The organism is Cupriavidus sp. 30B13 (genome assembly GCF_049059565.2).
GTDB lineage: Bacteria > Pseudomonadota > Gammaproteobacteria > Burkholderiales > Burkholderiaceae > Cupriavidus.
Window position 1 is genome coordinate 458,654 of sequence record NZ_CP188224.1, and the last position, 26,839, is coordinate 485,492.

At 69.8% G+C, this 26,839-nt stretch carries 21 protein-coding genes; 10 read left to right on the forward strand and 11 right to left on the reverse strand.

The annotated features are described in order from the left end of the window. The first annotated feature begins 315 nt into the window (after window positions 1-315). Both ACKI2N_RS21375 and ACKI2N_RS21380 read left to right on the forward strand, forming a co-directional pair. Entirely contained in the window at window positions 316-948 is a 633-nt protein-coding gene (locus ACKI2N_RS21375; RefSeq protein ID WP_420994919.1) for a response regulator, read from the forward strand. A gap of 43 nt (window positions 949-991) precedes the next feature. Then, entirely contained in the window at window positions 992-1,666 is a 675-nt protein-coding gene (locus ACKI2N_RS21380; RefSeq protein ID WP_420994754.1) for an Hpt domain-containing protein, read from the forward strand. Between the two features lie 107 nt (window positions 1,667-1,773). Here the strand turns inward: ACKI2N_RS21380 and ACKI2N_RS21385 are convergent, their stop codons facing one another. Continuing rightward, window positions 1,774-2,838 (reverse strand): porin, encoded by a 1,065-nt coding sequence (locus ACKI2N_RS21385; protein ID WP_420994753.1) that lies wholly within the window; start codon window positions 2,836-2,838, stop codon window positions 1,774-1,776. Window positions 2,839-2,910: 72 nt separating this feature from the next. Continuing rightward, on the reverse strand, window positions 2,911-3,717 hold the full coding sequence (locus ACKI2N_RS21390) for a response regulator transcription factor (RefSeq protein ID WP_420994752.1): 807 nt from the start codon (window positions 3,715-3,717) through the stop codon (window positions 2,911-2,913). A 350-nt stretch (window positions 3,718-4,067) separates the two neighbouring features. Here ACKI2N_RS21390 and ACKI2N_RS21395 point away from each other — a divergent pair, with 350 nt between their 5' ends. Next, window positions 4,068-8,123 carry an ATP-binding protein gene (locus ACKI2N_RS21395; protein ID WP_420994751.1) on the forward strand — a complete coding sequence of 1,352 codons (4,056 nt, stop codon included), beginning with the start codon at window positions 4,068-4,070 and terminating at the stop codon, window positions 8,121-8,123. Between the two features lie 41 nt (window positions 8,124-8,164). Here the strand turns inward: ACKI2N_RS21395 and ACKI2N_RS21400 are convergent, their stop codons facing one another. Together ACKI2N_RS21400 and ACKI2N_RS21405 are read right to left on the reverse strand one after the other, a co-directional pair. Continuing rightward, the gene (locus ACKI2N_RS21400; protein WP_420994750.1) at window positions 8,165-10,915 is read right to left on the reverse strand and encodes an ATP-binding protein; all 2,751 of its coding nucleotides are present in this window, start codon (window positions 10,913-10,915) and stop codon (window positions 8,165-8,167) included. A gap of 684 nt (window positions 10,916-11,599) precedes the next feature. After that, a complete protein-coding gene (locus ACKI2N_RS21405) occupies window positions 11,600-12,934 on the reverse strand; it encodes a DUF2325 domain-containing protein (RefSeq protein WP_420994749.1) in 1,335 nt (444 codons plus the stop codon). Window positions 12,935-13,171: 237 nt separating this feature from the next. Here ACKI2N_RS21405 and ACKI2N_RS21410 point away from each other — a divergent pair, with 237 nt between their 5' ends. Further along, window positions 13,172-13,600: a TOBE domain-containing protein gene (locus tag ACKI2N_RS21410; RefSeq protein WP_420994747.1), complete on the forward strand. Its 429-nt coding sequence runs from the start codon at window positions 13,172-13,174 to the stop codon at window positions 13,598-13,600. Between the two features lie 18 nt (window positions 13,601-13,618). On the opposite strand, the gene ACKI2N_RS21415 is transcribed toward ACKI2N_RS21410, so the two are convergent. Next, window positions 13,619-14,608: a molybdopterin-dependent oxidoreductase gene (locus tag ACKI2N_RS21415; protein ID WP_420994746.1), complete on the reverse strand. Its 990-nt coding sequence runs from the start codon at window positions 14,606-14,608 to the stop codon at window positions 13,619-13,621. Between the two features lie 215 nt (window positions 14,609-14,823). Here ACKI2N_RS21415 and ACKI2N_RS21420 point away from each other — a divergent pair, with 215 nt between their 5' ends. After that, a complete protein-coding gene (locus ACKI2N_RS21420; RefSeq protein ID WP_420994745.1) occupies window positions 14,824-15,213 on the forward strand; it encodes a winged helix-turn-helix domain-containing protein in 390 nt (129 codons plus the stop codon). A 195-nt stretch (window positions 15,214-15,408) separates the two neighbouring features. Continuing rightward, window positions 15,409-17,028: an inorganic phosphate transporter gene (locus ACKI2N_RS21425; RefSeq protein ID WP_420994743.1), complete on the forward strand. Its 1,620-nt coding sequence runs from the start codon at window positions 15,409-15,411 to the stop codon at window positions 17,026-17,028. A gap of 103 nt (window positions 17,029-17,131) precedes the next feature. Here the strand turns inward: ACKI2N_RS21425 and ACKI2N_RS21430 are convergent, their stop codons facing one another. Continuing rightward, complete coding sequence (locus tag ACKI2N_RS21430) at window positions 17,132-17,752, reverse strand: flavodoxin family protein (RefSeq protein ID WP_420994742.1); 621 nt, start codon at window positions 17,750-17,752, stop codon at window positions 17,132-17,134. 368 nt (window positions 17,753-18,120) lie between these two features. On the opposite strand from ACKI2N_RS21430, the gene ACKI2N_RS21435 reads away from it, so the two are divergent. Then, the gene (locus ACKI2N_RS21435; RefSeq protein ID WP_420994741.1) at window positions 18,121-18,795 is read left to right on the forward strand and encodes a DUF2459 domain-containing protein; all 675 of its coding nucleotides are present in this window, start codon (window positions 18,121-18,123) and stop codon (window positions 18,793-18,795) included. Window positions 18,796-18,807: 12 nt separating this feature from the next. On the opposite strand, the gene ACKI2N_RS21440 is transcribed toward ACKI2N_RS21435, so the two are convergent. Continuing rightward, window positions 18,808-18,960, reverse strand: coding sequence for a hypothetical protein (locus tag ACKI2N_RS21440; protein WP_420994739.1), 153 nt, complete (start codon window positions 18,958-18,960; stop codon window positions 18,808-18,810). A gap of 257 nt (window positions 18,961-19,217) precedes the next feature. On the opposite strand from ACKI2N_RS21440, the gene ACKI2N_RS21445 reads away from it, so the two are divergent. The 3 genes from ACKI2N_RS21445 to ACKI2N_RS21455 all read left to right on the forward strand — a co-directional run bounded on the left by ACKI2N_RS21445 (window position 19,218) and on the right by ACKI2N_RS21455 (window position 23,911). Further along, complete coding sequence (locus ACKI2N_RS21445) at window positions 19,218-19,850, forward strand: DUF2239 family protein (protein WP_420994738.1); 633 nt, start codon at window positions 19,218-19,220, stop codon at window positions 19,848-19,850. Between the two features lie 191 nt (window positions 19,851-20,041). Continuing rightward, window positions 20,042-21,337, forward strand: coding sequence for a S1 family peptidase (locus tag ACKI2N_RS21450; RefSeq protein WP_420994736.1), 1,296 nt, complete (start codon window positions 20,042-20,044; stop codon window positions 21,335-21,337). A 141-nt stretch (window positions 21,338-21,478) separates the two neighbouring features. Then, window positions 21,479-23,911 (forward strand): penicillin-binding protein 1A, encoded by a 2,433-nt coding sequence (locus tag ACKI2N_RS21455; protein ID WP_420994735.1) that lies wholly within the window; start codon window positions 21,479-21,481, stop codon window positions 23,909-23,911. Window positions 23,912-23,933: 22 nt separating this feature from the next. Here ACKI2N_RS21455 and ACKI2N_RS21460 read toward each other — a convergent pair whose 3' ends face one another. The 4 genes from ACKI2N_RS21460 to ACKI2N_RS21475 form a co-directional block, all read right to left on the reverse strand. After that, entirely contained in the window at window positions 23,934-24,509 is a 576-nt protein-coding gene (locus tag ACKI2N_RS21460) for an AAA family ATPase (protein WP_420994734.1), read from the reverse strand. A 3-nt stretch (window positions 24,510-24,512) separates the two neighbouring features. Next, entirely contained in the window at window positions 24,513-24,749 is a 237-nt protein-coding gene (locus tag ACKI2N_RS21465; protein ID WP_420994733.1) for a hypothetical protein, read from the reverse strand. Window positions 24,750-24,919: 170 nt separating this feature from the next. Beyond that, window positions 24,920-25,546: a PPC domain-containing DNA-binding protein gene (locus ACKI2N_RS21470; RefSeq protein WP_420994731.1), complete on the reverse strand. Its 627-nt coding sequence runs from the start codon at window positions 25,544-25,546 to the stop codon at window positions 24,920-24,922. Window positions 25,547-25,604: 58 nt separating this feature from the next. After that, window positions 25,605-26,825 (reverse strand): alpha-hydroxy acid oxidase, encoded by a 1,221-nt coding sequence (locus ACKI2N_RS21475; RefSeq protein WP_420994730.1) that lies wholly within the window; start codon window positions 26,823-26,825, stop codon window positions 25,605-25,607. Between the last annotated feature and the right edge of the window lie 14 nt (window positions 26,826-26,839).

Here is a 26,839-nt window from a genome sequence, read left to right on the forward strand (position 1 = left end):
CCGGAACATGGCGGCGCCGTAGCGGTGAAACGTCGAGGCAGGAAGTATCTCGCGGCGTGCGCACAGGTGGGCTCGGATTTTTCCCGAACGGATGGCGGGGGATTCCGCAGGGCGGCCGCGAAGGTGCCGTCCCTTGCCGGTATCGTTCTTGCGCTGCGACACGCCGCTCCCGACATGGCGACCTTTCCGCAGCCAATGCAGGGCTTTCCCATGCTTGCGGCAGGAGATTTATCGCAGAATCCCCCGGACGAGGCTCGCGCATTTCGCGCCGGCCTGCAGCAGATGCACGAATTTCTTGAGAACGGAGACTGCGCAATGACAACGGTCTTGATAGTTGACGATCATCCAGCGATGCGCATGGTGATACGCACGCGGCTTTCGCAGGTGCTGGGCGTGAGCCGCGTGCTGGAAGCAAACAATGGCCAGTCGGCACTGGACATCGCGAAGGAGTGCCCGGCCGACCTGGTGATCCTCGATCTCGATATTCCCAAGGTCAACGGCCTGGAGGTGATTCCGCGCCTGCGGGCGATGCATCCGCAGGTGCGGATCCTGGTGCTGTCCGGCCAGGATTCGCTGACGTTCGCGCCGCGCGCCATGCAGCTTGGCGCGAAAGGGTTCGTGAGCAAGCTGCAGGACGTGAGCGAGATCATGCGCTGCGTCGATGCCGTGATGGCCGGCTACACGCTATTCCCGCCCGAGGTGGGCGATGCGGAGGCGGTGCCGCCCGATCTGCGCGACGACAACGACAAGCTCAAGCAGCTGACGGTCAAGGAGCTTGTCATTCTCCAGATGCTGGCCAAGGGCATGTCGAACGCCGCCATCGGCAAGCTGCAGTTCATCAGCAACAAGACCGTGAGCAGCCATAAAATGCACATCATGGCCAAGTTGCGTGTCGCCACGCTGGTGGAGTTGGTAGACTTCGCCCGGCGTTGCCATGTGGTGCCCTGACGGCGCCGGGCCATTTTTGACGCAGCTTCAAGGACGACGAACCATGCATCGCGCACTGCTAATCGGCGACACGACGGACTGGGCGGAAGACAGCGGTCTTGCGGCCCTGATGGAAGGCCTGGGTTTCCAGGCCACGGCACATGCGCTGTCCTCGCCCGGCCCGCTGGGCGAGGGTTGGCGGCTGGTGGCGGTGCGCGTGCCCGCGGACGGCGCGCTGCCGGCCAGCGTGATGCCGGACGCGGATGGCGCGGGGCCGACGCTGTGGCTTGCGGTGTCGCCGTCGGGGGGGGCCGACCCGCGCTTCGCCGGCGCGCTGGCGGAGCCCGTGCGCGAGCATGAACTGGTGCGGCAGCTGGCGCGGCACGGCGTCATGCCGATCAGCGCGGAAGAGGAGGCGGTATTCTGGCCGACCATCGACGCGTTGTCCGATGGCGATCCCGACATGGTCGCGGAACTGGTGAGCAGCCTGGTCAACACCAACCGCGACGACCTGGTGCTTCTGCGCGACGCCTGCGCCGCGTCCGGCTGGGACGAGGCCGCCTCGCTGGCGCACCGCTTCAAGGGCGCGGCGCGCATCCTGGAGTGCGGCTCGGTGGTCTCGCTCTGCGCGCGCCTCGAAGCGGCCGCGCGCCGGCGCGACGCCGACGGCGTGCAGGCCCTGCTTGCGCTGTTCGAGCCCACCATCGAACACATGAATCGTTGCCTGGAAGCGCGCTAGCGCGCGCCGGTCCGTAAAAACCGGACAACCCGATGCGGGCGGTATTTCGCATCGGGCCGTCCGCAACCACCCCGTCGGCCAGGAAAGTGTCGAACGGGCCGGGGGGGTCAGAAACGGTGCCGCATGCCGATACTGGCACCGAACTGGTTGTCGCCAGCCAATACCTGGCCGTCGCCATTCACGCTGACTTGCGACATGTAGCCGCGCGAGCGGTCGGTCTTGTTCAGCGCATACGCCATGTTCAGGTACAGGGAGGTACGCTTGGACAAGGCGTAGTTGCCGCCGGCGGAAAGCATCCACGGGTCCGCGCTGGTGCCGCGGTTGTCCTGGTAGTACACGGCGCCGCTGAGCGAGGCCGCCGGCGTCAGCTGATAGCTCGCGCCGATCCAGCCCAGGTGGGCCGTGCCGTTGCCCACGGCCGTGGTGAAGCCCAGATGCTGCCAGCGGTAGCCGCCGAAGACCCTGGCGGGACCGAACGCGTAGCTGCCGGCGATGCTGGCGCGCTGGTCGTGGCTGTTGCGTGAGGCGACGGTGTCGCCGTTCTTCTGGTCGAAGACCGCGCCCACGGCGAACGCGCCCATCGCGTAGTTCAGGCCGAGGGCATATTCGCGGCCCACCTTCCACTGGCCGGGAACCTCGCCGTTCACGCCGCTGCGGCCGTCGTAGCCGAAGCTGTAGAGCCCGGACACGGTCAGGCCGCCCGACTGGCCGCGGTACTTGATGGCGTTGTCGGCGCGCGAGCCGAAATCGCTGTCCATGCCGTAGATGGAATAGCTGCTGGCGGCGGCCATCGGGTCGTACTGCAGCGCGAAGTCGTACATCGGCGTCTGCTGCCGGCCCAGCGTCACGGTGCCCTGCGGGGTCTCCAGCCCCACGTATGCCTGCCGGCCGAACAGGCGGTCGCCCGCCCTGCCGTCGTCGATGCCGAAGCCGCTTTCGAGCACGAAGATGCCCTTGAGCCCGTTGCCGAGATCCTCCGCGCCGCGCAGGCCCCAGCGCGATCCGGTCAGCGCGCCGCCGGATTGCACGCGATAGACCTTGTCGCCGTTGCCGGCTTGCCGGTTGACGAATTCGAGGCCCGCATCCGCGACGCCATACAGCGTGACGGCGCTCTGCGCCCATGCGCTGCCGGCCAGGATCGTGGCCGCCGCTGCAACCATTGTCTTCTTCATTTCTCTGGTTTCCTCGGTTAAGAAATTCTGGCCGGCGGCCAACGTCCGCCGGCTTGCAAAGATGCCGCCCGGCTAGCGCGATGCGCGCAGATCGGCGGGAAATACGTATTCCTCGGGCAGCAGCGCGGGCAGCCGCATGCCGGTGCCGGCGATGCGCGCGGCGGGCTCGGGCGGATGCCAGCCGGCGCGGGGCGCTTCCTGGACATCGAGGCGGTAGCCCAGCGCATGGATCGACGCGATGGTGACGCCGTTGACGGGGCGCAGCTCCAGCACCCGCCGCAGGCGCGCGATCAGCGCCGCCAGCGCGCGCGACATGGCGGGCAGCACATGGCCCCACACCATGGTCTCGATGTGGTTGCGCGGCAGCACCTGCGACGGCGACGAGAACAGCAGCCACGCCAGGCCGAATTCCTTCGGCGTCAGGCGGATGTCCTTGCCGCGCAGGCTGGCGGTGTACCGGTCGATGTTCAGCACGTAGTCGCCGAGGTGGATCAGGCGCTGGCGCGTGGTCCGCGTGCTGTCGTGGCGGCGGCAGTGCGACACCATCCGGGCCAGCAGCTCGGCCGGGCGCAAGGCGGAGCAGTAGTCGTCGGCGCCCGCCGCGAAGGCTTCCATGATCTCCTGGTGGCTGGCCCTGGACGACACCACGATCACGGGTGTCTGGAAGGCGAAGGTGCAGCGGATCATCCTGACCACCTCGGCGCCGCTGCCGTCCGGCAGGTCGCCGGCCACCAGGATCATGTCGAAGACATGGTCGCGCAGGTCGCGCATGAGCCCGGCCCGCTCTTCGTAGCGATGGCAGGCGAACCCGGCGCCGGTCACGAGCTGCGCGACCGGGTCGGAGGTTGCCGGGTTGGCATCCAGTAGTGCGACTTTCATAAACACAACCTCTGAGTCTGTCCGCTGTGCGGGCGGCATCCATGCGCGACGGCGCCTGGCAACGGAAGTACAAGGTAGCGTCAATGCGTTCGGACGAAGCCCGGAAATTTCTGCAAGCAAGTCGGAATACTTCGGTTTTCTCCCGCCGTTTTGCGCAAGATCAGATGGCAAGAGACGGCTGCGCCGCAAGCGCAGCCGCGGTCATAGTTTTCGCGGCTTCGCACCGTGCCGCAAAGGGCAGCCAGCGCGCGGCGCAGGCGCTATCATGCGAAGCCATCGGACATGCGGCTCCCGGCGCGGGCCGCCATGCACAAGCGCGACGTATCGCGGCGACATAGGACAACCGACTCATGAGAAAAACCTGGACCTCGCGCGAGGCCTGGCAACGGTGGCTGCTTTGTCTGGTACTGCTGGTCTGCCGCGCCGGCCCGGCCTGCGCGGCCACCGGCGCGCCGGAAGCGGCCGCCGCCGCGCCGACCGTGGTCCGCATCGGCGTCGTCAAGCAAGGTTTGCCGCCCTTCCTGTTCGCGCGCGGCGCGCAGCCGAGCGGCTACGGCATCGACCTGCTGCGCGAGGCGCTCGGCGCGCCCGCGCTCAACCTGGTCGAGCGCGCCTATCCCGATGTCCCGGCGCTGATCGCCGCCACCTGCGCCGGCGAGGTCGACATCCTCGTCAGCATGGCGAAGACAGACGCGCGCACGCGCTGCCTGCTCTATTCGACCCCTTACTTCGAAGGCGACACGGTGGTGGTGGGGCGCGCCGCGGACCATCTCGCCGGGGCGCTGTCGCCGGGCTCGAAGGGCGCGCGCTTCGCCGTCGAGCCGGGCTTCTACATGGAAAGCGTGGTGCGCGCGCGGTACCCCAATGCCAGGCTGGTCCCGGTGGGCGACGTCACCGACGGCCTGCGCGCCGTGGCGGCGGGCAAGGCCGACTTCTATTCCGCGGTGCAGCCGGTGGCGGAATACGCGCTGGCCCGGCGCGAGTTCGACGCGCTGTCGGTGGTGAATGCCTACCGCGAGCCGGGCAGCGCCGTGCATTTCGCGTTCCCGCCCGCTTCGGCCGCGTTCCGCGACCGGGTGGACCAGGGGCTTGCGCGCATTCCGCGCGAGCGCCGGCTGATGCTGCTCGCCAAATGGATCAATGCGCGGCTGGTCCAGCAGGAAGATGCGGACCAGTTCTTCCTGGCGCCCGGGGAAAGCGCCTTCCTGAACTCGCTGCCGCCGCTGCGGGTGGGCTTCGACGTCGGACTGGCGCCATACAGCTATCTCGACGAAAGCGGCCGCCCCAGCGGCATCGCGCTCGACTACCTGAGCTACCTGGGCGAGGCGCTCGGCCTGCGCTTCCAGCGCGTGCCGTCGGAGGGCTTCGGCAAGACCGTGGAGGCCATGCACCGCGGCGAGCTCGACCTGATGGCGGTCGCCACCCCGAACGATCCCGGCCTGCGGCAGCTTCCGGTGTCGCGGCCGTATGCCGCCTTTCCGGTGGTGATCGTGGGCCGGCAGTCGGCGCCGGCGATCGGCCATCTGCGGGAGGTTTCCGGCCTGCGCGTGGTCGTCACCGCCGCGGGCGGGGCGGGGGAGATCGTCAGGACCGAGGCCCCGGGCGCGCGGCTGTCCACGGCGCCCAGCGTCCACGCCGCGCTGCAGAGCGTGGCCAGCGGCGATGCCGACGTCTATGTCGACGACCTCGCCTCGGCGGACGTCGAGCTGCAGCGCAACTTTGCCGGCAAGCTGCGCGTGATCGGCTCGGGCGAGCGCCTGCTGAATGTCGGCTTCGCGGTGTCGCCGGCGCTGTCGGAGCGGCTGCTGCCGCTGATCAACCGCGCGCTGTCGGCATTGCAGGACCAGCGCCGGCTCGACATCCAGAGGCGCTACATGGCGGCCAGCTACGTGCTGGAGCCGTCGTGGCGGCAGATACTGGAGCGCGCGGGGCTGCCGATCGCGGCGCTGCTGTGCATCGTCGCCGTCCTGCTGCGCTCGCAGTACCTGCTGCGCAAGGAGGCGGCAGGCCGGCGCGAGGTGGAGCGCAAGGTGTCCGTGCAGCAGCGCTTCCAGTCGACGCTGATCGATGCCGTGCCGCTGCCGATCGCGGTGATGGACAAGGACGGGCGCTACCTGGCGGTCAATGCGGCGTTCCTGTCCCTGCTCGACGCAAGCCGGGAAAACCTCGTCGGCCGCCTGCAGCACGAGGCCGCGGTATGGGGCCCCGACATCAGCGCGATGCTGGACAATGCGATCCGCGAAGCCATGCAGGCCGGCGAGATGCGCCATATCGCGCTCGATTTCCAGGGCGTGTCCGGACATGCGCGGCACTTCCTGTGCTGGCTGCAGCCGTTCGCTCCGAACGAGGCCGAAGCGGGCGGCGTCATCTGCTCGGCGGTGGAGGTCTCCGAAATCCGCCGCGCCGAACTCAAGGCGCGCAAGGCCGAGGCGCGGCTCGTCGACGTCACGCGCCACCTGCCGGCCACGGTCTTCCAGATGCGCCAGACACGCGACGGGCACTTCGCCTTCGTCTGGGTCAGCGGCAATACGCAGGAACTGTTCGGGCTCGATGCCGAGGACATGATGACCGACAGCGCGCGCGTGCGGGCCTGCATCCATCCGGACGACGCCGGGCCGCTGCGCGCGGCGGTCATCCGCGCGGGAGAGGCGCTGCAGCCGGTGAATCACGAGGTCCGCCTGCGTGGCCTGGGCGGCTTCCAGTGGGCCAGGCTGCACGCGGTGCCGCGCCACGAGGACGACGGCACCACGCTGTGGAACGGCTACTGGACCGACACCACGGCGGAACACGATCGCGCCGCCGCGCTGGCGAGCGCGCGCGACATCGCCGAGGCCGCCTCGCGTGCCAAGGACAACTTCCTGGCGATGATGAGCCACGAGATCCGCACGCCCATGAGCGGGGTGCTCGGGCTGGTCGAACTGCTGGGCCACACGGAACTGAGCCGCGAGCAGGCTTCCACGGTCGGCATGATCGAAGACTCCGCCGGCGCGCTGCTGCAGATCCTGGACGATATCCTCGACTACTCCAAGATCGAGGCCGGCCGCATCGACATCGAATGGCTGCCGCTGGACCTGCGCGAGCTGTGCGACAACGCCCTCGGCCTGCTCGCCACGCGCGCCCACGACAAGGGCCTGCTGATGCGGCTGGACGTCAGCGAGGACGTGGCCGCCGTGGTGCTGGGCGACAGTGTGCGCCTGCGCCAGATCCTGTTCAACCTGCTCAGCAACGCGATCAAGTTCACCGGGCGCGGCACCGTCAAGCTCGCCGTCGACGTGGCCCGCGACGTGGCCGGCGAGGACGGCAGGGAGGGCGGTGCGCAGACCGTGGTCTTCCGCATCAGCGACACCGGCGTCGGCATCGCGCAGGACCAGCAGGCGCGGCTGTTCGAGCCCTTCATGCAGGCCGACTCCTCCACCACGCGGCGCTTCGGCGGCACCGGCCTGGGCCTGTCGATCTGCCGCCGGCTGCTGGCCCTGATGCACGGCGAGATCAAGCTGGTCAGCGAACTGGGCGCGGGCACGCTGGCCGAGGTGCGGCTGCGGCTGCCGGTCAGGGACAAGGCCTATACGGTGCGCCCGCTGGCCGGGCGCCGCGCCGCGATCCGGGTGGGCGATGCCGAAGTGTCGCGCGGCATCTCGCACCTGCTGCGCGCGGCTGGCGCGGAAGCGGTGGAGCAGCCGCAGCCGGCCCCGGGGGAAAATCCCCGCGCGGAGGGCTTCGACCTGCTGTTCCTCGACGACGGCGTGGCGGTCGCGGAGCCGGCCGCCGGCGCCATGCCCGCCGCCATCCATATCACCGACAAGCCGAAGCTGGCCGGCTACCGCCTGACGCAGGCGGATGTGCGCCTGAGCGTCAATCCGCTCACCTGGCGCGGCCTGCGGGCGGCTTCGCTCGCGGCGGCCGGCGGCCAGGCGGCGCGGGGAACCGAGCCCGCGCCGGTGCCGGCCGAGATCCCGGCGCTGTCGCGCGACCTGGCGCTGGCGCAGGGGCGGCTGGTCCTGATCGCCGAGGACCATCCCACCAACCGCATCTTGCTGCAGCGCCAGCTCAGGGTGCTCGGCTATGCCAGCGACGCGGTCGGCGACGGCGGGCAGGCGCTGGCCGCGCTCGGCAGGACCGGCTACGCCTTGCTGATCACCGACTGCCACATGCCGGTCATGAACGGCTACGAACTGGCGGGCCGGGTGCGGGCGCAGGAGGCCGCGGAGGCGGGCGACGATGCCGAAGGGCGGCGCCATCTGCCGATCGTCGCCATCACGGCCAGTACCGAGGCCGAGGAAATGCAGCGCTGCCTCGATGCCGGCATGGACGAATGCCTGTTCAAGCCGGCGCAACTGCATACCTTGCGCGCCTGCCTGGAGCGCTGGATCATGCCGGCGCGCGTGCCGGGCGCGGCAGTTCAATAGCGGGCTGGCCGCGGCAGCGGCGCGGCCCGGCGCGCGTCGCCTCAGCGTTGCGCCAGCGCGCGCCGGATCGCCTGCTTCAGTTCCTGCATCGAGGCAGGCTTGCCCAGGAAGATATCGATGCCCGCGGCGCGGCTGCGGTGCTCCTCTTCGGCCAGCGTGGACGCCGACACGGCGATGATCGGCGTATGCCTGCCGGTTTCCGAGGCGCGCAGTTGCCTGGCGAGGTCGAAGCCGTCCATGCCGGGCATGTACAGGTCGGTGATGAGCAGGTCCGTCGGTTCCGCGTGCAGGGCCTTCCAGGCATCCTGGCCGTCGTCGCAGATCACCACGTTGTCGTAGCCAAGCTGCCGCAGCTGGATCTTGAGCAGCAGCTGGTTGACGCGATGGTCCTCGGCCACCACGATGCGCGCGTATTTCTTGTCCGACTGCGCCGGGCCGTTGTCGGGCGGCGCCGCGGCGACGGCGTTGCCGCCCTGGGCGCGCAGCAGCGCCTCCTGGCACGCGGCGACGAAGGCGCTCCACGCGATCGGGTTGTCGTGCAGCAAGACCGGGCTGCCGGCATCGGCCTCGGCCGGGTGGCTGTCCTGGTGCGTCAGCAGGATATCGCCGGGGCGGGCACCGCCGCCGGACGCCGCCACGATACGCAGCGGCGCATCGTGTCCGTCGTCCCCGCCCACCAGCAGGGGGCGCATCCCGGCCGCGCGGGCGTAGTGCTTGAGCGCCATCGTCGAGGCCGCGTCGCTTACGTCGATGGCGATCTTGCGGCCAGCCAGCTGCGGGAACTCATAGTGTTCGCAATCCACCTTCAGCGTGAGCCGCAGCGTCACCGCGGTGCCGGTGCCTTCGGTGCTGCTGATCTCGAGCCGGCCGCCCATCAGCTCCGCCAGCTGCTTGCAGATCGTCAGCCCCAGCCCCGTGCCGCTGAAACGCCGGGTGGAGTGGCCGTCGACCTGCTCGAACGGCTCGAACAGCGTGCGCAGCGACTCGGCCGGAATGCCGATGCCGGTATCGCTCACGGTGATCTCGATCATCTCGTGCCCATGCGCGCCTTCCACCAGCGTGGCGGCCACGCCGATGCCGCCCTGCATGGTGAACTTGATGGCGTTGGAGATCAGGTTGAGCAGGATCTGGCGGATGCGCGCGGTATCCGCGAGGTAGCGCGCGGCGATGCCGGAATCGATGCAGATGTTCATCCGCAGGCCCTTCTCGTAGGCGTTGCCGGACAGCAGGAACACCGCCCCCTCGATCAGCTCGCGGACATCGGTCTCGGCCTCGATGATCTTCATCTTGCCGGCGCCGATCTTGGCGTAGTCCAGGATGTCATTGAGGATCTGCAGCAGCGCCTCGCCGGAGCTGTTGGCCACCTGCGCCAGGTGGCGCTGGTGGTTGTCCAGCCCGGTATCGATCAGCATTTCCAGCAGTCCCAGCATGCCGTGCATCGGCGTGCGGATCTCGTGGCTCATCATGGCCAGGAAGCTGTCCTTGGCGTGCAGCGCGGCCTCGGCCGCGTCCCTGGCCTGTATCAGCGCCTCGGCCTGCGCGCGCTCCTGCGCGGCGGCCTCCTGCAATTGCCGGATCAGCAGGTCGCGGTCGGCCTCCAGCTCGTCCTTGGCGATGGCCGCGCGCCGCAGCACCTGCACGGAATGCAGCAGCGCGCCGATCTGGGTGCTGCGCCGCGCCGACGGCAGCGATACGTGGTAGTCGCCGCCGGCGATGCGCCGGATGGCGTCGGTCGCGCCGGACAGCGGGCGGATGACGCGGTACGCGAACAGGATGATGATGACGACGAGCGCCAGCAGCGCGATGCCGATGACGCCGCACAGCACCCGCAGCCGGCTGTCGGCGACGGTTTCCTGCATGTGCACGATATGCATGGCCGACGATATCTCGGCGTCGCGCACGCGGATGATGGCGCTCATGGTGGGGACATAGCGCTCGGCGAAATCCGCGGTGGACGGGTAGCGCAGGTCATGCGGCGGCAGCGCGGCGATCTCGTTGAGATAGGCGATGCCATCGGCGAAATAGCTCGACGCCATCTCGTGCATGGCCAGCACCGACTCGCGGCGCGAGGCCTTGTCGTCGCGGGTGCGCATCATGACCAGTTCGCCCAGCGCGCGGATCCTGCCGATCTCGGTCCACAGCTCGCGCTGCTCGTCGGCAGACAGCGACCGGCGCGCGGTGAGCGCCGGGGTGAACACGGAGCCGGCCCGGCCGGCCTGCTCGCGCAGCTCGGCGGTCAGGCGCGCGATGCCGACGTGCTCGGCCGTCAGCGGCTCCGCGCGGATCAGGTCGAACATGACTTCGTCGGAGATCCGCATGATGTCGGCCGTGGCCGTGAACATGGTGCCGAGCACCGTGCACAATCCGTCGGTGGAGCGGACCGGGCGCGGCACCTGCACCAGGCGGTCGATGGCCGCGCGCGCGTCGCGCAGTTGCGCGTGTGTTTCCCGCATCTGCTTGGCACTGGTCGGGCAGTGGGCGCACTGCGAAGCCTCGAGGCGCGCGATGGCCGCCGTCATCGCGCGGTCGGTGTCGGCGCGCGCGCGTTCGAGGGCTTGCAGCTTGTTTTCCGGCACGGGCGTGTCGCTGCCCATCGCCGCGTTGGACGGGCCGCGCTCCGCCGATGCCTTCTCTGCCGCGACCAGCACCGCGCTGAACAGGCCCAGTACCGGCTCGGTTTCCTGCGCATCGTTGTAGGTGCGCCATTCCAGCAGCAGCAGGTAGCCCGCGAGCCCCAGCGTGGTGACGAGGATAAAGGCGGCAACCAGTCGGAAGCGTCGGTCAATGCGCATGTGCTCTTTCAAGTGCGGTTATGTGCTCGTCCCGGCGGCGCCTCCGTGAGCAGACATCGCTGTCGATGGCGTGGCGGGGGCAGCGCGGTGTGCCGTCCGCCTGCGCGGGACGGTCCGCGGCGCACCTGCGACGCAGAACGAGGAGCCAGCCCGCCCGCTGAAGACGAGAGATGGGCAAGCACGCGGGCAAGCACACGGCCCGGCACGCGGAAAGCCCGCGCGATGCCTGGCGGCTGCGCGGCGTGGCCAGGGGCGGGCGGCTTGTCATGTGGGGTGGCCGGTACGGAGCGCGGGCGGGCTGTGCGGAACATGCCGATAGCACGCTGGACTTTATCCCGCCATTTCCGACATGATTTTGGGAAATTTCCCAATGTAGGAGGGGAAATTTCCCAATCGGATTGCGGATAACAGGGAGACGCGCGGGTCACCCGCTGCTGGGCGCCGGCCTCGAGCCGCAGCGGCGCGCGGCGGGCGTGGACAAGGGAGTGCGTGAGAACCGCGGGCGGGCGCTTGCGCGGATTGCGCGCGGGCCGGGGCCGGGTTCGCCATGGGAGCGGCCGCGAAGGGCCGCACGCGCCAGACGTGGCGTTGCCGGGGGCAGAGGCAGGATCGCGGTGCCTGCCTGGCGCGCTATTGCGGTTTGCCGCGGCGCTATCGCGGCTCTATCGCGGCTTTACCACCGTGCTACGGCGCCCGCTCTCCGGCGAGTGCCGCGGCACCATCCGCGTGGCCGGACAGCGGCGGCGCCATGCGGCTCGCCAGTTCCACGAAGCTGGCCACGCTGGCGGTGCGCAGCGGATAGTAGGCAACCTGGTGGCGGTCGCAGACGCGCTTGATCATGTTCATCGAATCGTGGTCGATGCAATCCACCGGGAAGACCACCATGTCGGCGCGCGCCACTGTCGCGGCCAGCAGGCCCTTGCGGTCTTCGATGCCGCCATCGTGCAGCACCAGCTGGCCGCCGGTCGATTCGACCAGCGCCTTCAGCGTGTTGTTGGAGCCGGGGCGGCCGCCCACGTACACGATGCGCTTGCCTTCCAGGTGGCGCAGTCCCGCATGGCGCGCCTGCGGCGGCTCCTGGGCTTCGCCGTCCCGGCTGCCGGCCGCGAGCACGGCTTGTTCGAGGGCGAGCGTTTCGGCATGGCTGGCCTTGAGCTGCGCCAGCGCGTCGTCGAGTTGCGCGCGCAGCATCTGCGCCGCTTCCTGCTCGCGCAGGGCTTGCTGCTCCGCGGCCGCGCGGCGGCTGGCGTGCAGCGCGGCCTCGCGCTCGTGCTGCGCCAGCGCTTCGCGCAGCGCGCTCAGCTCCGCCTGCGCCGGCGTGGCTTCGGCGCCGGCGCGCGCGGCCAGCCGGGCGCTCAGTTCGGCGATCTCGCGCGTTGCCGCATCGTGCCGCGTGCTCATCTCCTGCAGGCGTTCCTGCTGCCGCTCCAGCTTGCCGCGCAGCGCGGCGTTGTCTTCTTCCAGCGCCATCAGCCGCCGGATGTCGGCGCGGTTGGCGGCCCCCACCAGGTGCGACAGCATGTGCACTTCGCCGAACGCCGCCTGGCGCACCGCGGTGCTGGTATCCGGATGGCTCATCACGGCCCAGTAGGCCGGCGGGATGTCGCCGCTGGCCACCGCTTCCTGCCAGAGCTTGAGCACGGCATCGGCGTCGCGCGCGGCGTTGAAGTGGCGCAGCGCCAGCGCATAGCGCTCGTCCAGCGCCTTCTGCAATGCCTTGCAGCCATCGCCGCCCGCGCCGGCAAGCTTGACCGCTTCGTGATGGATTTCGAGGTCGGTGGCGCGCTGGCGGTCCAGCGCCACGAAGCGCGGCACCAGCTTGCGCAGCTCGCCGGTGGTCATGCAGGTGCCGATGATCGAGCAGTGCAGGTGCGAGTCCAGCTCGGCCAGGCGCGTGCGGCGGCGCGCGGCGCGCGGCTGCGGCGCCGCCGGTGCGCAGCAGGCCGCGGGCGCCGGCCGGTTGCCGAGCGCCGTTTCGATGCCGCTGGCGCGGGCCAGGCGAAACGGTGGAGCGTGCATGCGGTACCTCGCGTGGAAAAAGCCGGGCCGGGCACCACGCCGCGCAGGCCGTCAGGAGCGGGTTCCCGTCATGTCAGCGAAATATACCATTGAATATAACGGATGTGACGGCTGGCAAGGGCCGTGCGCAAAGGCGGTAATATCTGCGGGCCGGGAGCGCCGCTCCCCGCCGGCGTGCCCGCGCCGGCGTCCTTGCGGCCAGGGCGATGGCCACCAACACGACCAGACGAGGGGAAGATGAACACCAGCGCAAGAAACAAGCTGAGCGGCAAGGTCAGCGCGATCCGCCAGGGCGCGGTCAACGACGAGATCGAACTGGAGGTCGGCGGCGGCGTGCGCATCGTCGCCACCATCACCGGCGAGAGCACCAGGCGGCTGGGGCTGGCCGTGGGGAAGGATGCCACCGCCCTGATCAAGGCCTCGTCCGTGATCGTCGGCGTGCCCGACCCGGACATGCTGCTGTCCGCGCGCAACCAGCTTGCGGGCACGGTGTCGGGCATCAAGACCGGCGCGGTTAACTCCGAGGTCGCCATCGGCCTGCCGCAGGGCGGCGAGATCGTGGCCATCATCACCAACGAGAGCGTCGCCAGCCTCGGGCTGAAGCAAGGCGGCGCGGCGGTCGCCATCTTCAAGGCGTCCAGCGTGCTGCTGGCTGCGCGCGCCTGAGCCGGATCGCGGGCGGGATCAGGGGGCGGCCGGCGCCGCGAACACCTCCAGGCTGACCAGCCTGGACACGTGGCGGCCGGGCTTGCCGTCCCCCGGAATCACCAGCCGGGCGAAGCCATTGGGGCCCAGCGGCGCACCGTTCATCTCGTAGGCGATCAGGTCCGGCTGGTTGCCGAAGCCGGGCGCGATCTCGCCCAGCGCCACCAGCGCCTTGTAGCCATCGCTGCCGGTGGCCACCACGTACATCGCCAGCACGTCGTTTTTCGCGGTGCCGGTCGCCAGGCCGCCCGTGGCATTCAGTAAATCCCACAGGCTTACGCCGGTGTAGGTATTGGCGCCCACCGTGCGCGTCACCGCGGGCAAGGCTTTCAGCGCAGCCAGGTCGAAGCTGCGGGGTTGCCTGACCGCGCCGCTCACCGCGATCCGGGCCGAGGGGCCGCCGCCCGACGCGGCCGCCGTGGAGCCGGACGCACGCACGTCAAGCCGCAGCAGGCCGGATACGTAGCGCCCGCCTTTGCCGTCGCCGGGCGCCGTCGCGCGCAGCGGGCCGCTGGCAGCCAGGGGCGCGGCCGCGCCGTTCACCATCTCGCCATACGCCACCAGGCTTGCGCGGTTGCCGAAGTCGGGCCTCAGCTCCCCGAGGGAAAAGACCACCCGGTAGCCGTCCGCGCCGGTGGCCAGCACATAGCGCGCAAGCACATCGTTGTGGGCGGCCGGGTCTGCCTGGATGCCCATGCCGTCGAGCAGGCCCCACAGCGGCGTGCCCACGTAAGCGTGGGTTTGCGTGCCGCTGCCGCTGGCAAAAGTGACCGTCTGGGTCGCCGCGGGCAGCGCCTGGAGCTGGGACAGCGTCAGGTTTGCCGGGCGGTCGAGCGTGCCGGCCACCTGCAAGGCGTGCCCGGCCGGCGTTGCCGGGCCGGCGCCGCCCGCGGCGCCGCATGCCGACAGCAACAGCGGCACGAAAGCGGCGCACAGCAACGCATGCAGCGGTCCTGGTGGCTTGCGCATCTGGATCTCTCCCCGTGGTGCTGGCTGCTGCGGGCGCGCCGGGTTGCGGCGTGCCCGATGGCCGAGGCTGCGGCCGCCGGAACTTCGGTCGACGTTGTATCCACTCTAACATAGCGATTGGCGCACATATGCCGGCGGCGACGCCGGCGCGATGAGGGCGTGACGAGGGCGTGCATCTATTTCGCCGCGAGCGCCGGGCGAGTTACCATCCCGCCATGGTCAAACTAGCCCGCTCCCGCACCACTGTCAGCCCGGACGAGCCGCAGGCGCTCCTGCGCATGCGCATCATGCTGGGCGACACCGTCGCCATCGGCCCCGGCAAGATCGCCCTGCTCGAGGCGATCCGCGCCTGCGGATCCATCTCGGCCGCGGCCAAGCGCCTCGATATGTCCTACAAGCGGGCATGGGACCTGCTCAACGAGATCAACCGCTCGCTGGCGCAGCCGGCGGTGGATTCCGAGCATGGCGGCTCCCAGGGCGGCGGCACGGTGCTGACGCCGGTGGGCGAGGAGGTGATCCGTCTTTACCGGGCCGCCGAGGCGCGCGCCGCCAAGGCTTGCGCGGCCGAGATCGACGGGCTGATCCGCTTGCTGGCCAAGCCCTGAGCCTCCGCATTCTCTCGCGGCCCGTTCCTCCGATGCAGTAGCCGCCGCCTACCCACCCCGCCTCGCGTTCCTCCGCCGCATCGCCGTGCCTCGAAATAGTCCGCGGGCATTGTGATGCCGGCGAGACGCGTGTCACCGAAATGTCATGTTCCGGCAGGAGGATGGCGCTTCGTCTTCGTCCAAGGGGAGCGGAACATGAGCAACACGATCGACACGGCGCCCACTGCCGACGCGGGGCGCATGCGCCCCAACCTGGACCACCGGCCCGGCAAGCTCACGGGCCTGGTCTTCCTGTTGCTGGTCGCGGCGGGCGTTGCCTATACCGGCGTGAGCCTGGTCCGGGATCTGTCCTCCGCCGCGTCGATGCCGACCACGTGGCTGCCTTTCCTGCTGCTCGGCATTGCCTTGCTGATCGCGCTGGGCTTCGAATTCGTCAATGGTTTCCACGACACCGCCAACGCGGTCGCCACGGTGATCTACACCAACTCGCTGCCGCCGCAGTTCGCGGTGATGTGGTCCGGCATGTTCAACTTCCTCGGCGTGCTGGTCTCGAGCGGCGCGGTGGCGTTCGGCGTGATCTCGCTGCTGCCGGTGGAGCTGATACTGCAGGTGGGTTCGTCGGCAGGCTTTGCGATGGTGTTCGCGCTGCTGATCGCCGCCATCATCTGGAACCTCGGCACGTGGTGGCTCGGGCTGCCGGCGTCGTCGTCGCACACGCTGATCGGATCGATCATCGGCGTGGGCGTGGCCAATGCGCTGATGCACGGGCGCGACGGCACCAGCGGGGTGGACTGGCCGCAGGCAATCAAGGTCGGCTACTCGCTGCTGCTCTCGCCGCTGGTCGGCTTCGGCTGCGCGGCGCTGCTGCTGTTGCTGCTGCGCGTGCTGGTCAGGCGCCCCGAGCTGTATGCCGAGCCCGTCGCCAACAAGGCCCCGCCGTGGTGGATCCGCGGCGTGCTCGTGCTGACCTGCACCGGCGTGTCGTTCGCGCACGGCTCCAACGACGGGCAGAAGGGCATGGGCCTGATCATGCTGATCCTGGTCGGCACGGTGCCGCTGTCGTACGCGCTCAACCGCGCCATGCCGGTGGACGAGACGACCCGCTTCGCCGCCGTGGCCCAGGTCACCAGCGAGGCCCTGCGGCACAGCGCGCCGGCGCCGGCGGTGGCGCCGGCCGATCCCCGCGGCGTGCTGTCGACCTACTTGCGCACCCGCGAGCTGAACGGCGACGTGGTGCCGGCCCTTGCCATCATCGCCGGCCGGATCGGCGACCAGGTGCGCGCGCACGACAGCCTGGCGGGCGTGCCGGCCGCCGCGGTGGCCAACGTCCGCAACGAGATGTACCTCGCCTCCGAAGCCATCCGCCTGGTGGAGAAGGAAAGCACGCTCAAGTTCGATACCGCCACGCGGGAAGACCTGGCCGCCTTCAAGCGCGAGATCGACGCCGCCACCAAGTTCATTCCGCTGTGGGTGAAAGTGGCGGTCGCCATCGCGCTCGGCCTGGGCACCATGGTCGGCTGGAAACGCATCGTCGTCACCGTGGGCGAGAAGATCGGCAAGACCCACCTGACCTACGCGCAGGGCGCCTCGGCCGAACTCGTGGCCATGGCCACCATCGGCGCGGCCGACGCCTTCGGCCTGCCGGTATCCACCACCCATGTGCTTTCGTCGGGCGTGGCGGGCACCATGGCGGCCAATCGCTCGGGCTTGCAGATGTCCACCATCCGCAACCTGATGATGGCCTGGGTGCTGACGCTGCCGGCGGCAATCCTGCTCTCGGGATGCCTGTTCTGGGTGTTCTCGAAGCTGTTCTGACGCGGCGCCGGCGGGCGCAGGCGTTGCCTGCTGCCCGCCCCTGCCTTCATGGTCCGCTGCGACGCGCGGCGGCGGCGAACGCGACGAAGGCGTGGATCCGGGCTCAGGCGGCCTGCTTCACCGTAGCCAGCGCGCGGCGTCCCGCCGCCAGTTGCTGCGCGACTTGCGCCACGCGCGTGCCCAGGTGCTCGGCGGTGCGCAGGTCGGCCAGCGGCGGCACCACGTCGGCGCTTTCATCCGCGTTCGACTGCGCGGCCGCGCCCAGGAAGAAGCCGTGGCGGTTGAGCGTGTCTTCGGTCGACTTGGAGTTGTTGTGCCCCGGGGGCAGGCCCAGGTTCACCCAGTGCATGCCGTGCTGCGCGGCGAAGATCGACAGTTGCTGCAACGTGGCCAGCTTGTCGCCCGAGCGCGAGGCGGAATTGGTAAAGCCGGCGGACACCTTGTTGGCCCACTTGCCGCCCTTGGCGAAGACGGTGCGCGAGGTGGCATCCATGAAGCCCTTGAACTGCGCCGATGCGCTGCCCATGTAGGTCGGGGCGCCGAAGATGATGCCGTCCACGTTTTCCAGCGTGTCCCAGTGCTGTTCGATGTCGTCGACGCTGATCAGCAGGCTTTCCACGCCGTCCACGCTGGCCGCGCCGCGGGCGACGGCCTGGGCTTGCCTGGCGGTGTGGCCGTAGCCGCTGTGGTAGACGATGGCGATTCTGGTGGCGGTGGCGTGCATGATGTTTTCCTCGATGATTGCGGAATTTTGAACCTTGCGGATCTTGCTTCGGTTGGCTTCGGTTGGCGTCATTGCCGGCCGGTGAAAGCAAGTTTAGGGAGTGCGGGCGGGGCGTGAGCAGCAGCAAAATCAATAAGTCATTGAGTTATTTTGAATATCGCTGCCGCAAACTGGCGGCGAGAACACTGGCGGCGCGGCCGAAGGCAGTGCGTGCCACGTCCCGTGCCGTTTTGCGCGCTGGCACGTCTGTCCGCCCGGCCTCCCGGGCCGGCCGTCGCCTACCATCGAGAGAGAGCGATTTCCCCGCCGCACGCCGCGGCGCGGATCCAGCGAGTCTCGTACCCCCTTGTTCCACCCTTGTTCCTCCCTTGTCCCGTCCACGATCCCGTACCCCGGTCCGCGCCGCGGCGCTGCTCCTGCTGCTCCTGCCGCTCCTGCTGGCCGGCTGCGCCACCACGCCCGCGCCCGCGGGCAAGCCGACCGGTCCGGCCGTTACCGCCATCGCCGTGGTGGCGCGCGGCTGGCATACCGATATCTGCCTGCGCGGGGAGGATGCCGGCGAGTGGGTGGGCGCGCTGGCGCGGGGTTTCGATGGCGCGCGCTTCCTCTGCTTCGGCTTTGGCGACCGGCGCTACGTCGTCACGCGCGACCATGGCTGGGCCGCGATGTTCTCGGCCATGTTCCCGGGCCCGGGCGCGCTGTTGATGACGGTGCTGCGCGATACGCCGGCGGCCGCGTTCGGCGCCGGCAATGTGGTCAGCCTCGGGGTGGACGAAGCCGGCCTGCGGAGCCTGCGCGGCTATCTGCGCGATGCGGTGGAGAAGGACGCCGCGGGCTTGCCCGTGCGGCTCGGCGACGGACCCTATCCGGGCAGCCTGTTCTTCGGGGCGACCGGTTCCTACGACGGCCTCTATACCTGCAATACGTGGACGGCCGACGCGCTGCGGTCCGCGGCGCTGCCCGTGGGCAGCGCCTTGTTCGCGGGCGCAATCATGCGGCAGGCGCGCGCCGCCGCCGCCGCGCAGGCCGGCGGCGCGCCGTAGCCGGCCGGGCGGCTAGCAGGGCGCGGGGCTGCAATAGGTGGTGGAGCCGGCCGGCGGCACTACCACGGTCGTCTTGTTGGGCGGATTGGGGTCGCTGCTGCTGAACGATACGCAACCGGCCAGTACAAGCGGCAGCAAGAGCGCGACGACGATGGAACGTTGCATGGCAGTTCCCCAATAGATCTTCAGATCCTCGGATCTTCGGTTACGCGGTCTCGCGGCGGGCTCCGGGATGCAAGCCGGCACCAGGACCGACGTTTCCAGTATAGGTAAGGCCACAGCTGGCGCTCCGCCGGCTGTGATGTTTCGTCCGCCGGTCCCGGACGGCCATCGTCATTTTTATCCGGGTAATATTGACTGTCATATTTTACCCGGATAATATTTGCGCCACTGTCCATCTTCCGCGGCAACGCCAGACCGTCATGAGTGATATCCAGCCAGCGCAATACACCGCCTTCGCAGGCAGCAAACGCATCGCCGCGGGCACGCTCGCGCAGGTGGCGCGGCAGGTCAGGGAGCGCTTTGCCGACGAGCCCGTGACCGGCGTGCTGATCTTCCGCGACGAAGACTGCCATCAGGCGGAGGTCGATTTCCGCGGCACGGCCGATCAAGTGGCAGCGCGCATCGCCGCGATGGAGCAGGCGGCCCCCATGCCCGACGCGCAGCAGGCGGCGGAAGCCGAAACGCCGCGCGGTCCCGGCCGCCCGCGGCTGGGCGTGGTGGCGCGCGAGGTCACGCTGCTGCCGCGCCACTGGGACTGGCTTGGCGCGCAGCCCGGCGGGGCCTCGGTGGCGCTGCGCAAGCTGGTGGAAGACGCGCGCAAGGCCGGCGCGGGCAAGGACCGCGTCCGCCAGGCACAGGAGGCAAGCTACCGCTTCATGGCGGCGGCGGCCGGCGACTGCGCCGGCTTCGAAGAAGTGGCGCGCGCCCTGTTCGCCGGAGACCGCGCGCGCTTCGACGAACGGGTCGCCTTGTGGCCGGCCGACCTGCGCGACTACCTCCGGCAGCGTGCCGGCGCAGCGTTCGCGGAGGCGCGCAAGGAAGAGAGCGCCTGAACGGCGCCGGCGGCGGCGCCCTTGTCCAATCCGCATGGCCACTGCAGAATACGGCCACAACGAAAACAGACAACAAGAACGGGCGGGTTACAGGGATGGCAATCGTGCAATCGTGCATCCCGGCTTTCCCGTGTCCGGGTGTCCCCGCTTTCCACTTCCAGTCCCGCCCTATGACCACGCCATCGCATCGCATGCGCCGTACCGTCCTGTCCGCGTTTCCCGCCGTCCTGGCGCTCGCCGCCGCCAGCGCCCACGCGCTCGACAGCGCGCAGCTGCTCGCCAGGATCACGCCCAGCGTCTACGGCGTGCGCACGATGGGCCAGAACAACGCGCCGCTGTCGTCGGGCTCGGCCGTGGTGGTCGGGGCCGGGCAGCTCGTCACCGCCTGCCACGTGCTGGCCGGCGCGCGCGGCATCGCCGTGCGGCGCGACAACGTGAGCTATGACGCCACGCTGGAAGCGCCCGACGTCGAGCGCGACCTGTGCCTGCTGCGCGTGGCCAATTTCAGCGCGCCGGCGGTGGCGGTTTCCACCGCGGCGGCGCCCTCCTTCGGCCAGAAGATCGTGGCCGCGGCCAGCCCGGAGGCCGCGGGCGTGGCGCTGCAGGAAGGCAGCGTGGCGGGCCTGCGTGCCGGCGCGGACGGCAAGCTGGACCGCATCGAGATCACGGTGCAGATGCCGCCCGCGGCCAGCGGCGGCGGCGTCTTCGACGACAGCGGCCGGCTGGTGGGCGTGCTCGCGGGACGCGCCGACGCGGGCGACAAGCTGCTCAAGGCCGTGCCCGCGGGCTGGATCGCGGCGGCCAGGGAGCGCGGCGCGGCGGCGATGGCCAGCTACAAGCCGTCGCCGCTGGCGCCGGCAACTGCAGCCGCGCCGGCGGCCGCTGCCACCGCCGCCACCGCCGCCACCGACGAGGCAGGCGGCGTCGCAGCCGGGAAACAGTCGCCGGCGGTGGGCGAGGTCTGGCGCTACGAACTGCTCGACAAGCTGACCCGCAAGCGGCGCGAGGTGGTCTATCGCGTCGACAAGGTCGAGGCCGAGCGCGTGACCTTCAACCAGGGCGCGCGCATCGAGACCCGCGACGGCCGCCTGGAGCGGCTCGTCACGCCCAGCGGCGGCGAGTTCGATGCCGCTTCGCCGCCGCGCGGCTGGGTGCCGGACAACCTCAAGCCGGGCCAGCGCTGGAAGTACAGCTACAAGCAGCCCGGCTCCGACCTGAGCACCGAACTCAGCGGCGAAGCCACCGGCGAGTCCACCATCACCGTGCCGGCCGGCAGCTTCCGCGTGCTGCGCATCAACTACAAGGGTTATGTGATGCGGCCCTTCTACGGCTTTTCCACCGCCGGCGCGCAAAGCTCCGTGCTCTACACGGCCGTGGCATGGTACGCGCCCGAGCTGCGGCGCGTGGTGCGCTTCGATGCCACCTATGCCACGCGCTGGGAACGGATGGACGAAAGCCTGATGCTCGTGGAGCACCGCTTCGATTAAGCCGCCAGCGCGCCAGCACGGCGCGCGGCGCCGGCGCCACCCCGCGGCGGCGCGGTGCGTTTTTGGTAGGATGCAGGCCTTTCCATTGACGGCAGGCCGGTTGCGCGCCGGGCCGCGCCGCCGTCCAATGCTGCTTGCCCAATGAATCCGGACCAGATCAAGACCTTCGCCGCCGGCTGCCTTTCCTTCCTGTCGCGCGTGCCGCGCCCCACGCGCCGCGGCGTGCTCAAGGCCGCCGCCGCGGTGCCGCTGCTGTTCCTGCTGTACGTGCTGGTGCTGGTGCCGTTCACCCCGGGCATCAGCGACATCCGCAAGGCCAAGTCCGACCAGCCCGCGCAGGTGCTCTCCGCCGACGGCAAGGAACTCGCCGTCTACAAATGGGCCAACCGCGAATGGGTCCGCCTGGCCGACATCTCGCCCAACGTCACCGCCGCGCTGATCGCCACCGAGGACCATCGCTTCTACCAGCACTTCGGACTGGACTGGCGCCGGCTCGGCTCGGCCGCGCTGCACACCTTTTCCGGCGACCGCCAGGGCGGCTCCACCATCACGCAGCAGCTCGCGCGCAATCTCTATCCCGACGAGATCGGCCGCGCGCCCACGCTCACGCGCAAGCTCAAGGAAGCCATTACCGCGCTGAAGATCGAGGTGCTCTATACCAAGGACGAGATCCTCGAGACCTACCTCAACACGGTGCCGTTCCTCTACAACGCCTACGGCATCGAGATGGCGGCGCGCACCTATTTCGACAAGTCCGCCGGCCAGCTCGACGTGCTGGAAAGCGCCACGCTGATCGGCATGCTCAAGGGCAACAGCTACTACAACCCGGTCATCAACCCGGAGCGCGCGCTGCAGCGGCGCAATATCGTGCTGGCGCAGATGGTCAAGTACGAAAAGCTCGAGCCGGCCCGCTTCGACCAGCTCAGGAAGCGGCCGCTGCGCATCGACTTCGAGCGCCAGACCGAGCCACCCGGGCCGGCCCCGCACTTCGCGCAGCAGTTGCGCAAATGGCTGATCAACTGGGCCGACCGCAACGACTACAACATCTACACCGACGGGCTGGTGGTGCGCACCACCATCGACTCGCGCCTGCAGGCGCTGGCGACCCAGGCCGTGGCGCGCCAGGGCAACCAGCTCCAGGGCATTGCCGACTCGGCGTGGTCGCAGCGCTCGGGCTGGTCCGCCGGCAGCGAGCTGGTGCGGGCCTTCGTGCGCGAGACGCCAGAATTCCGCGCCGCGCGCGAGGCCGGGCAGGCGCCCGAGGATGCCCTCAGGACGCTGCTGGCGGACCGCCCCTTCATGCAGGCGCTGCGCCAGTCCAAGACGCGCATCCAGGCCGGTTTCCTCGCGCTGGATCCGCGCAACGGCGAGATCCGCGCGTGGGTCGGCAGCCGCGACTTCAGCCAGGACGCCTTCGACCACGTGCAGCAGGCCCAGCGCCAGCCCGGCTCCACCTTCAAGCCCTTCGTCTACGGCGCGGCGTTTCAGCAGGGCGCCAGCCCGGACGACACCTTCATCGACCAGGCGGTGGAAATCCCGCTGGCCGGCGGCGAAGTCTGGCGGCCCTCAGACGACGGCCCGCCGAGCGGCCGCGCCATGAGCCTGCGCGATGGCCTGGTGTATTCCAAGAACACCATCACCGCGCAACTGATGCAGACCGTCGGCCCCGACAAGGTGGCCCGGCTCGCGCGCGCCATGGGCGTGCGGCAAAGCAAGCTCGAGACCGTTCCCTCGCTGGCGCTCGGCACCAGCCCGGTCACGCTCAAGGAAATGGTCACGGCCTACGGCACCATCGCCAACCAGGGCGCCTACCTGGAGCCCGTGATGGTCACCCGCATCGAGAACCGCAAGGGCGAAGTGCTCGAGACCTTCCGCCACGCCTCGCCCGAGCAGGCGCTGCCCGTGGCCACCGTGCAGACCCTGCTCGACGTCATGCGCGGCGTGGTCGACCGCGGCACCGGCAGCAGCATCCGCACGCGCTTCGGCATCCGCGCCGACGTGGCCGGCAAGACCGGCACCACGCAGGACAACGCCGACGGCTGGTTCATCCTGATGCACCCGCAACTGGTGGCCGGCGCGTGGGTCGGCTTCAACGACAGCCGGGTCACGCTGCGCAGCGACTACTGGGGCCAGGGCGCGCACAGCGCGCTGCCGATGGTCGGCGACTTCTTCCAGCGCTCGCTGCGCGCGCGCCTGATCGACGCGAACGAGCGCTTCGCCGAGCAGAAGGAAGCCGGCTTCTGGGACACCCTCTCAGGTACCGTGCGCGGCTGGTACCAGCGGCTGTTCGCGGCGGCGCCGAAGCCCGAAGCCCCGCCGCCGCCGCGCCGCGCGCCGCGGCCTGTGGCGGCCGCGGATCCCGCGCCGGCGGCGAGCGAAGCCGCACCGGTGCCGCCCGCCAGCGAGAGTGCGGTACCGGACATGGCCGGCGCCTCTGCGGCGGGGGCGGCGCCCGCGTCCGCCGGCGCGCCGGTGCCAGCGAGTGCCCCCGCTTCCGGCTTGCCGTTTGCCGTGCCGGCGCCGGTACAGAATGAGGGCAGTGTTGGCGAAGGCAGTACACCGCAGGCGCAATAGCGTCCCGCGTTGCAAACCAGCGTCATTCGGAGAGCCGGGCCTGGAGCAGAACGTGCGGCGGGAACGCAGCGCGAGCCCATGCCGGCAAGCGAGAGGAGCGCCGCCGCAGCCGGCCTTCGTCCCAGGACAGGATCAGGCGGGCACGCAGCGCTGCGTTGTCGAGAGCGAAGCTGCGATCGGCAAGGGCAAAGGCTGGCGCAAAATTGGCGAGACTGCGGGCGTGGCGGCGGCGTACATCGTCGGGTGGCACCCAATGGCCCCCTTCCGCCACCCGCTGGACGATCCGGGCAATACACAGGTCGGGGCCGGGACCGCCGACGAAAACGAGATTGACCTTGTAGCCGGCTTCCCTGGCCCGGCGCATCAGCGCCAGTTCGCGCTTGCCCGAGAGCGTGGTGTCGACAGCGAACGAGATGCCGTCCGCCAGAAGCGCTTCCTGCCGGTGAACCGCGCGCCTGCCCGCTTCCACCGGCGAAACGTGCTGTTGCGCGGCAATCGAGTCGGGCGAAATCACCGGAATACGGCCAGCGAACCAGCGATCCGCGACGGTGGTCTTTCCGGAACCGTTCGGGCCTGCAATGACCCAGAGCTGAGCCAATGGCTAGATGGTTCGTACCACCGAGATGTGGCCGTCGGCGTCGACGGTCGCAAGCTCTTCGCTGCCATCGGGATTCTTCTTGACGATGAATCCGGGATATTTCGGGTCCGCGTAGTAGACGGGACGCCCCTTGTCCAGGTGTCCCTGGGCAGCGGTCTCGCCCTGCGTATCGATGGCCCGTTCAAACTCGGCCGAGGTGCCGAATACTTCGTTGCCTTGCTTGATCGCGGTTGGCTGCATGCTGGCTCCTTCGCGCACGCGTGCGCTCCAGTGGCGCCATTTTCTCACAGGGCGCGGCGCCCCGGCGCGCGGGTCCGGCGACAAAAGATGTGTCCGCCGCCGTGTTCGCCGCATATGGCGTTCACGGCATCCGGGACCTCGCCGGACCTTCCCATGCGGCGCCTGCCTGCCTACAGCCCCAGCACATTCGCCCCGATGCGCGGATCGACCGCGCGCTCGAGCGGCTGGGGATAGACCGTGACGGTGACCTCCAGCGAGCCCGTGCCGACCTCCATCGCCAGGATGTGCCCGCCGTAGGTGTCGAACTTGCTGTCGCCGGCCACGCCGTGCGCGTGGATGGAGGGTTTGCCGTCCTTCCATGCCAGGCTGCCGACGATGCTGGCCATCTCGACGTTGCGGAACGTCTTCGGGTTGAAGGCCTGCTTGTCCGCGTCCCAGAAGCCGAAGGTCACGTTGGTGAAGCCGATGGCGCTCAGGCTGGCGCTGGGCACGCGCTCGCAGATGGCGAACGCTTCGATCTGCTGGAATACGTTGTCGCCCATGCGCAGCACCAGCAGGTAGCCCGTCGGGGTCTTGATGTAGCGCTTGACGCTGGCGCTCGGGTAGGCGGGATTCTGCGCGGCGGCCTGCGCGGCCGCGCATTCGGCCGACTGGGCGCGGGCGGGGGCGGCGGCCATGCCCAGCGCCACGATGCCGGCGGCGGCGAGGGCCGTGCCGAGCCGCGCGAGCCGGCCTGCGGCGGGCGCCTTTTCGATGTCTTGGTGGTTGCCTGCTGCGTCGATCGCGGTTGCGTTCATCTGTGTCTCCGTTTCCATTGTGTGCTGCGTTGTGTGGATGCCTTGCCTGCGCGGCCGGTCAGCCGGCCTGTGCCGCGTGGTGTTCCGCATGTTCCGCATGTCCTGCATGTTCCGCGTTTGCCGTGCTGTCCCGGCTTTCCCCGGCCAGCAGGATCCCGCGGTCCACCCGGTTGATGTCGGTGCGGCCGCAGAACGCCATGGTCAGGTCGAGTTCCTTGTGGATGATCTGCAGCGCCTTGAGCACGCCGGCCTCGCCCATGGCGCCCAGCCCGTACAGCATCGACCTGCCGATGTAGACGCCGCGCGCGCCCAGCGCGACGGCCTTGAGCACGTCCTGCCCGGAGCGCACGCCGCCGTCCATATGCACTTCGATGTGCTTGCCCACGGCATCGGCGATGCGCGGCAGCGCGCGGATCGAGGCGGGCGCGCCGTCGAGCTGGCGGCCGCCGTGGTTGGAGACGATCAGCGCGTCGGCGCCGCAGCCGAGCGCGAGCCGCGCGTCTTCCACGTCCTGGATGCCCTTGAGCACGAGCTTGCCGGGCCAGCGCCGGCGGATCCATGCCACGTCCTCCCACGACAGCGTGGGGTCGTATTGCTGGCTGGACCACTCGGCCAGCGAGGTCATGTTCTCCACGCCCTGCACGTGGCCGACGATGTTGCCGAAGGTGCGGCGCCGGGTGCCGAGCATGCCCATGCACCAGCGCGGCTTGCCGGCCATGTCGAGCAGGTTGCGCAGCGTCAGCCGCGGCGGGGCCGACAGGCCGTTGCGCAGGTCCTTGTGGCGCTGGCCGCTGATCTGCAGGTCCAGCGTCAGCACCAGCGCCGGGCAGCCGGCCGCCCTGGCGCGGTCCATCAGGCGCTCGACGAAGGCGCGGTCGCGCATGACGTAGAGCTGGAACCAGAACGGGTGGCCGCCGGTGGCCTCGGCCACGTCCTCGATCGAGCAGATGCTGACCGTGGACAGCGTGAAGGGCACGCCGAACGCCTTGGCCGCGCGCGCCGCCAGGATCTCGCCGTCGGCGTGCTGCATGCCGGCGAGTCCGGTGGGCGCCATCGCCACCGGCATGGCCACGTCCTGGCCCAGCATGCGCGTGCGCAGGCTGCGCTGGCCGATGTCCACCGCCACGCGCTGGCGCAGCAGGATGCGGCCGAACTCGCGCTCGTTGGCGCGGTAGGTGGATTCGGTCCAGGAGCCGGAGTCCGCGTACTCGTAGAACATGCGCGGCACGCGCTTCCTGGCCAGCCGGCGCAGGTCTTCGATTTCGTTGATGGTCGACATGGGATGCGGGTCCT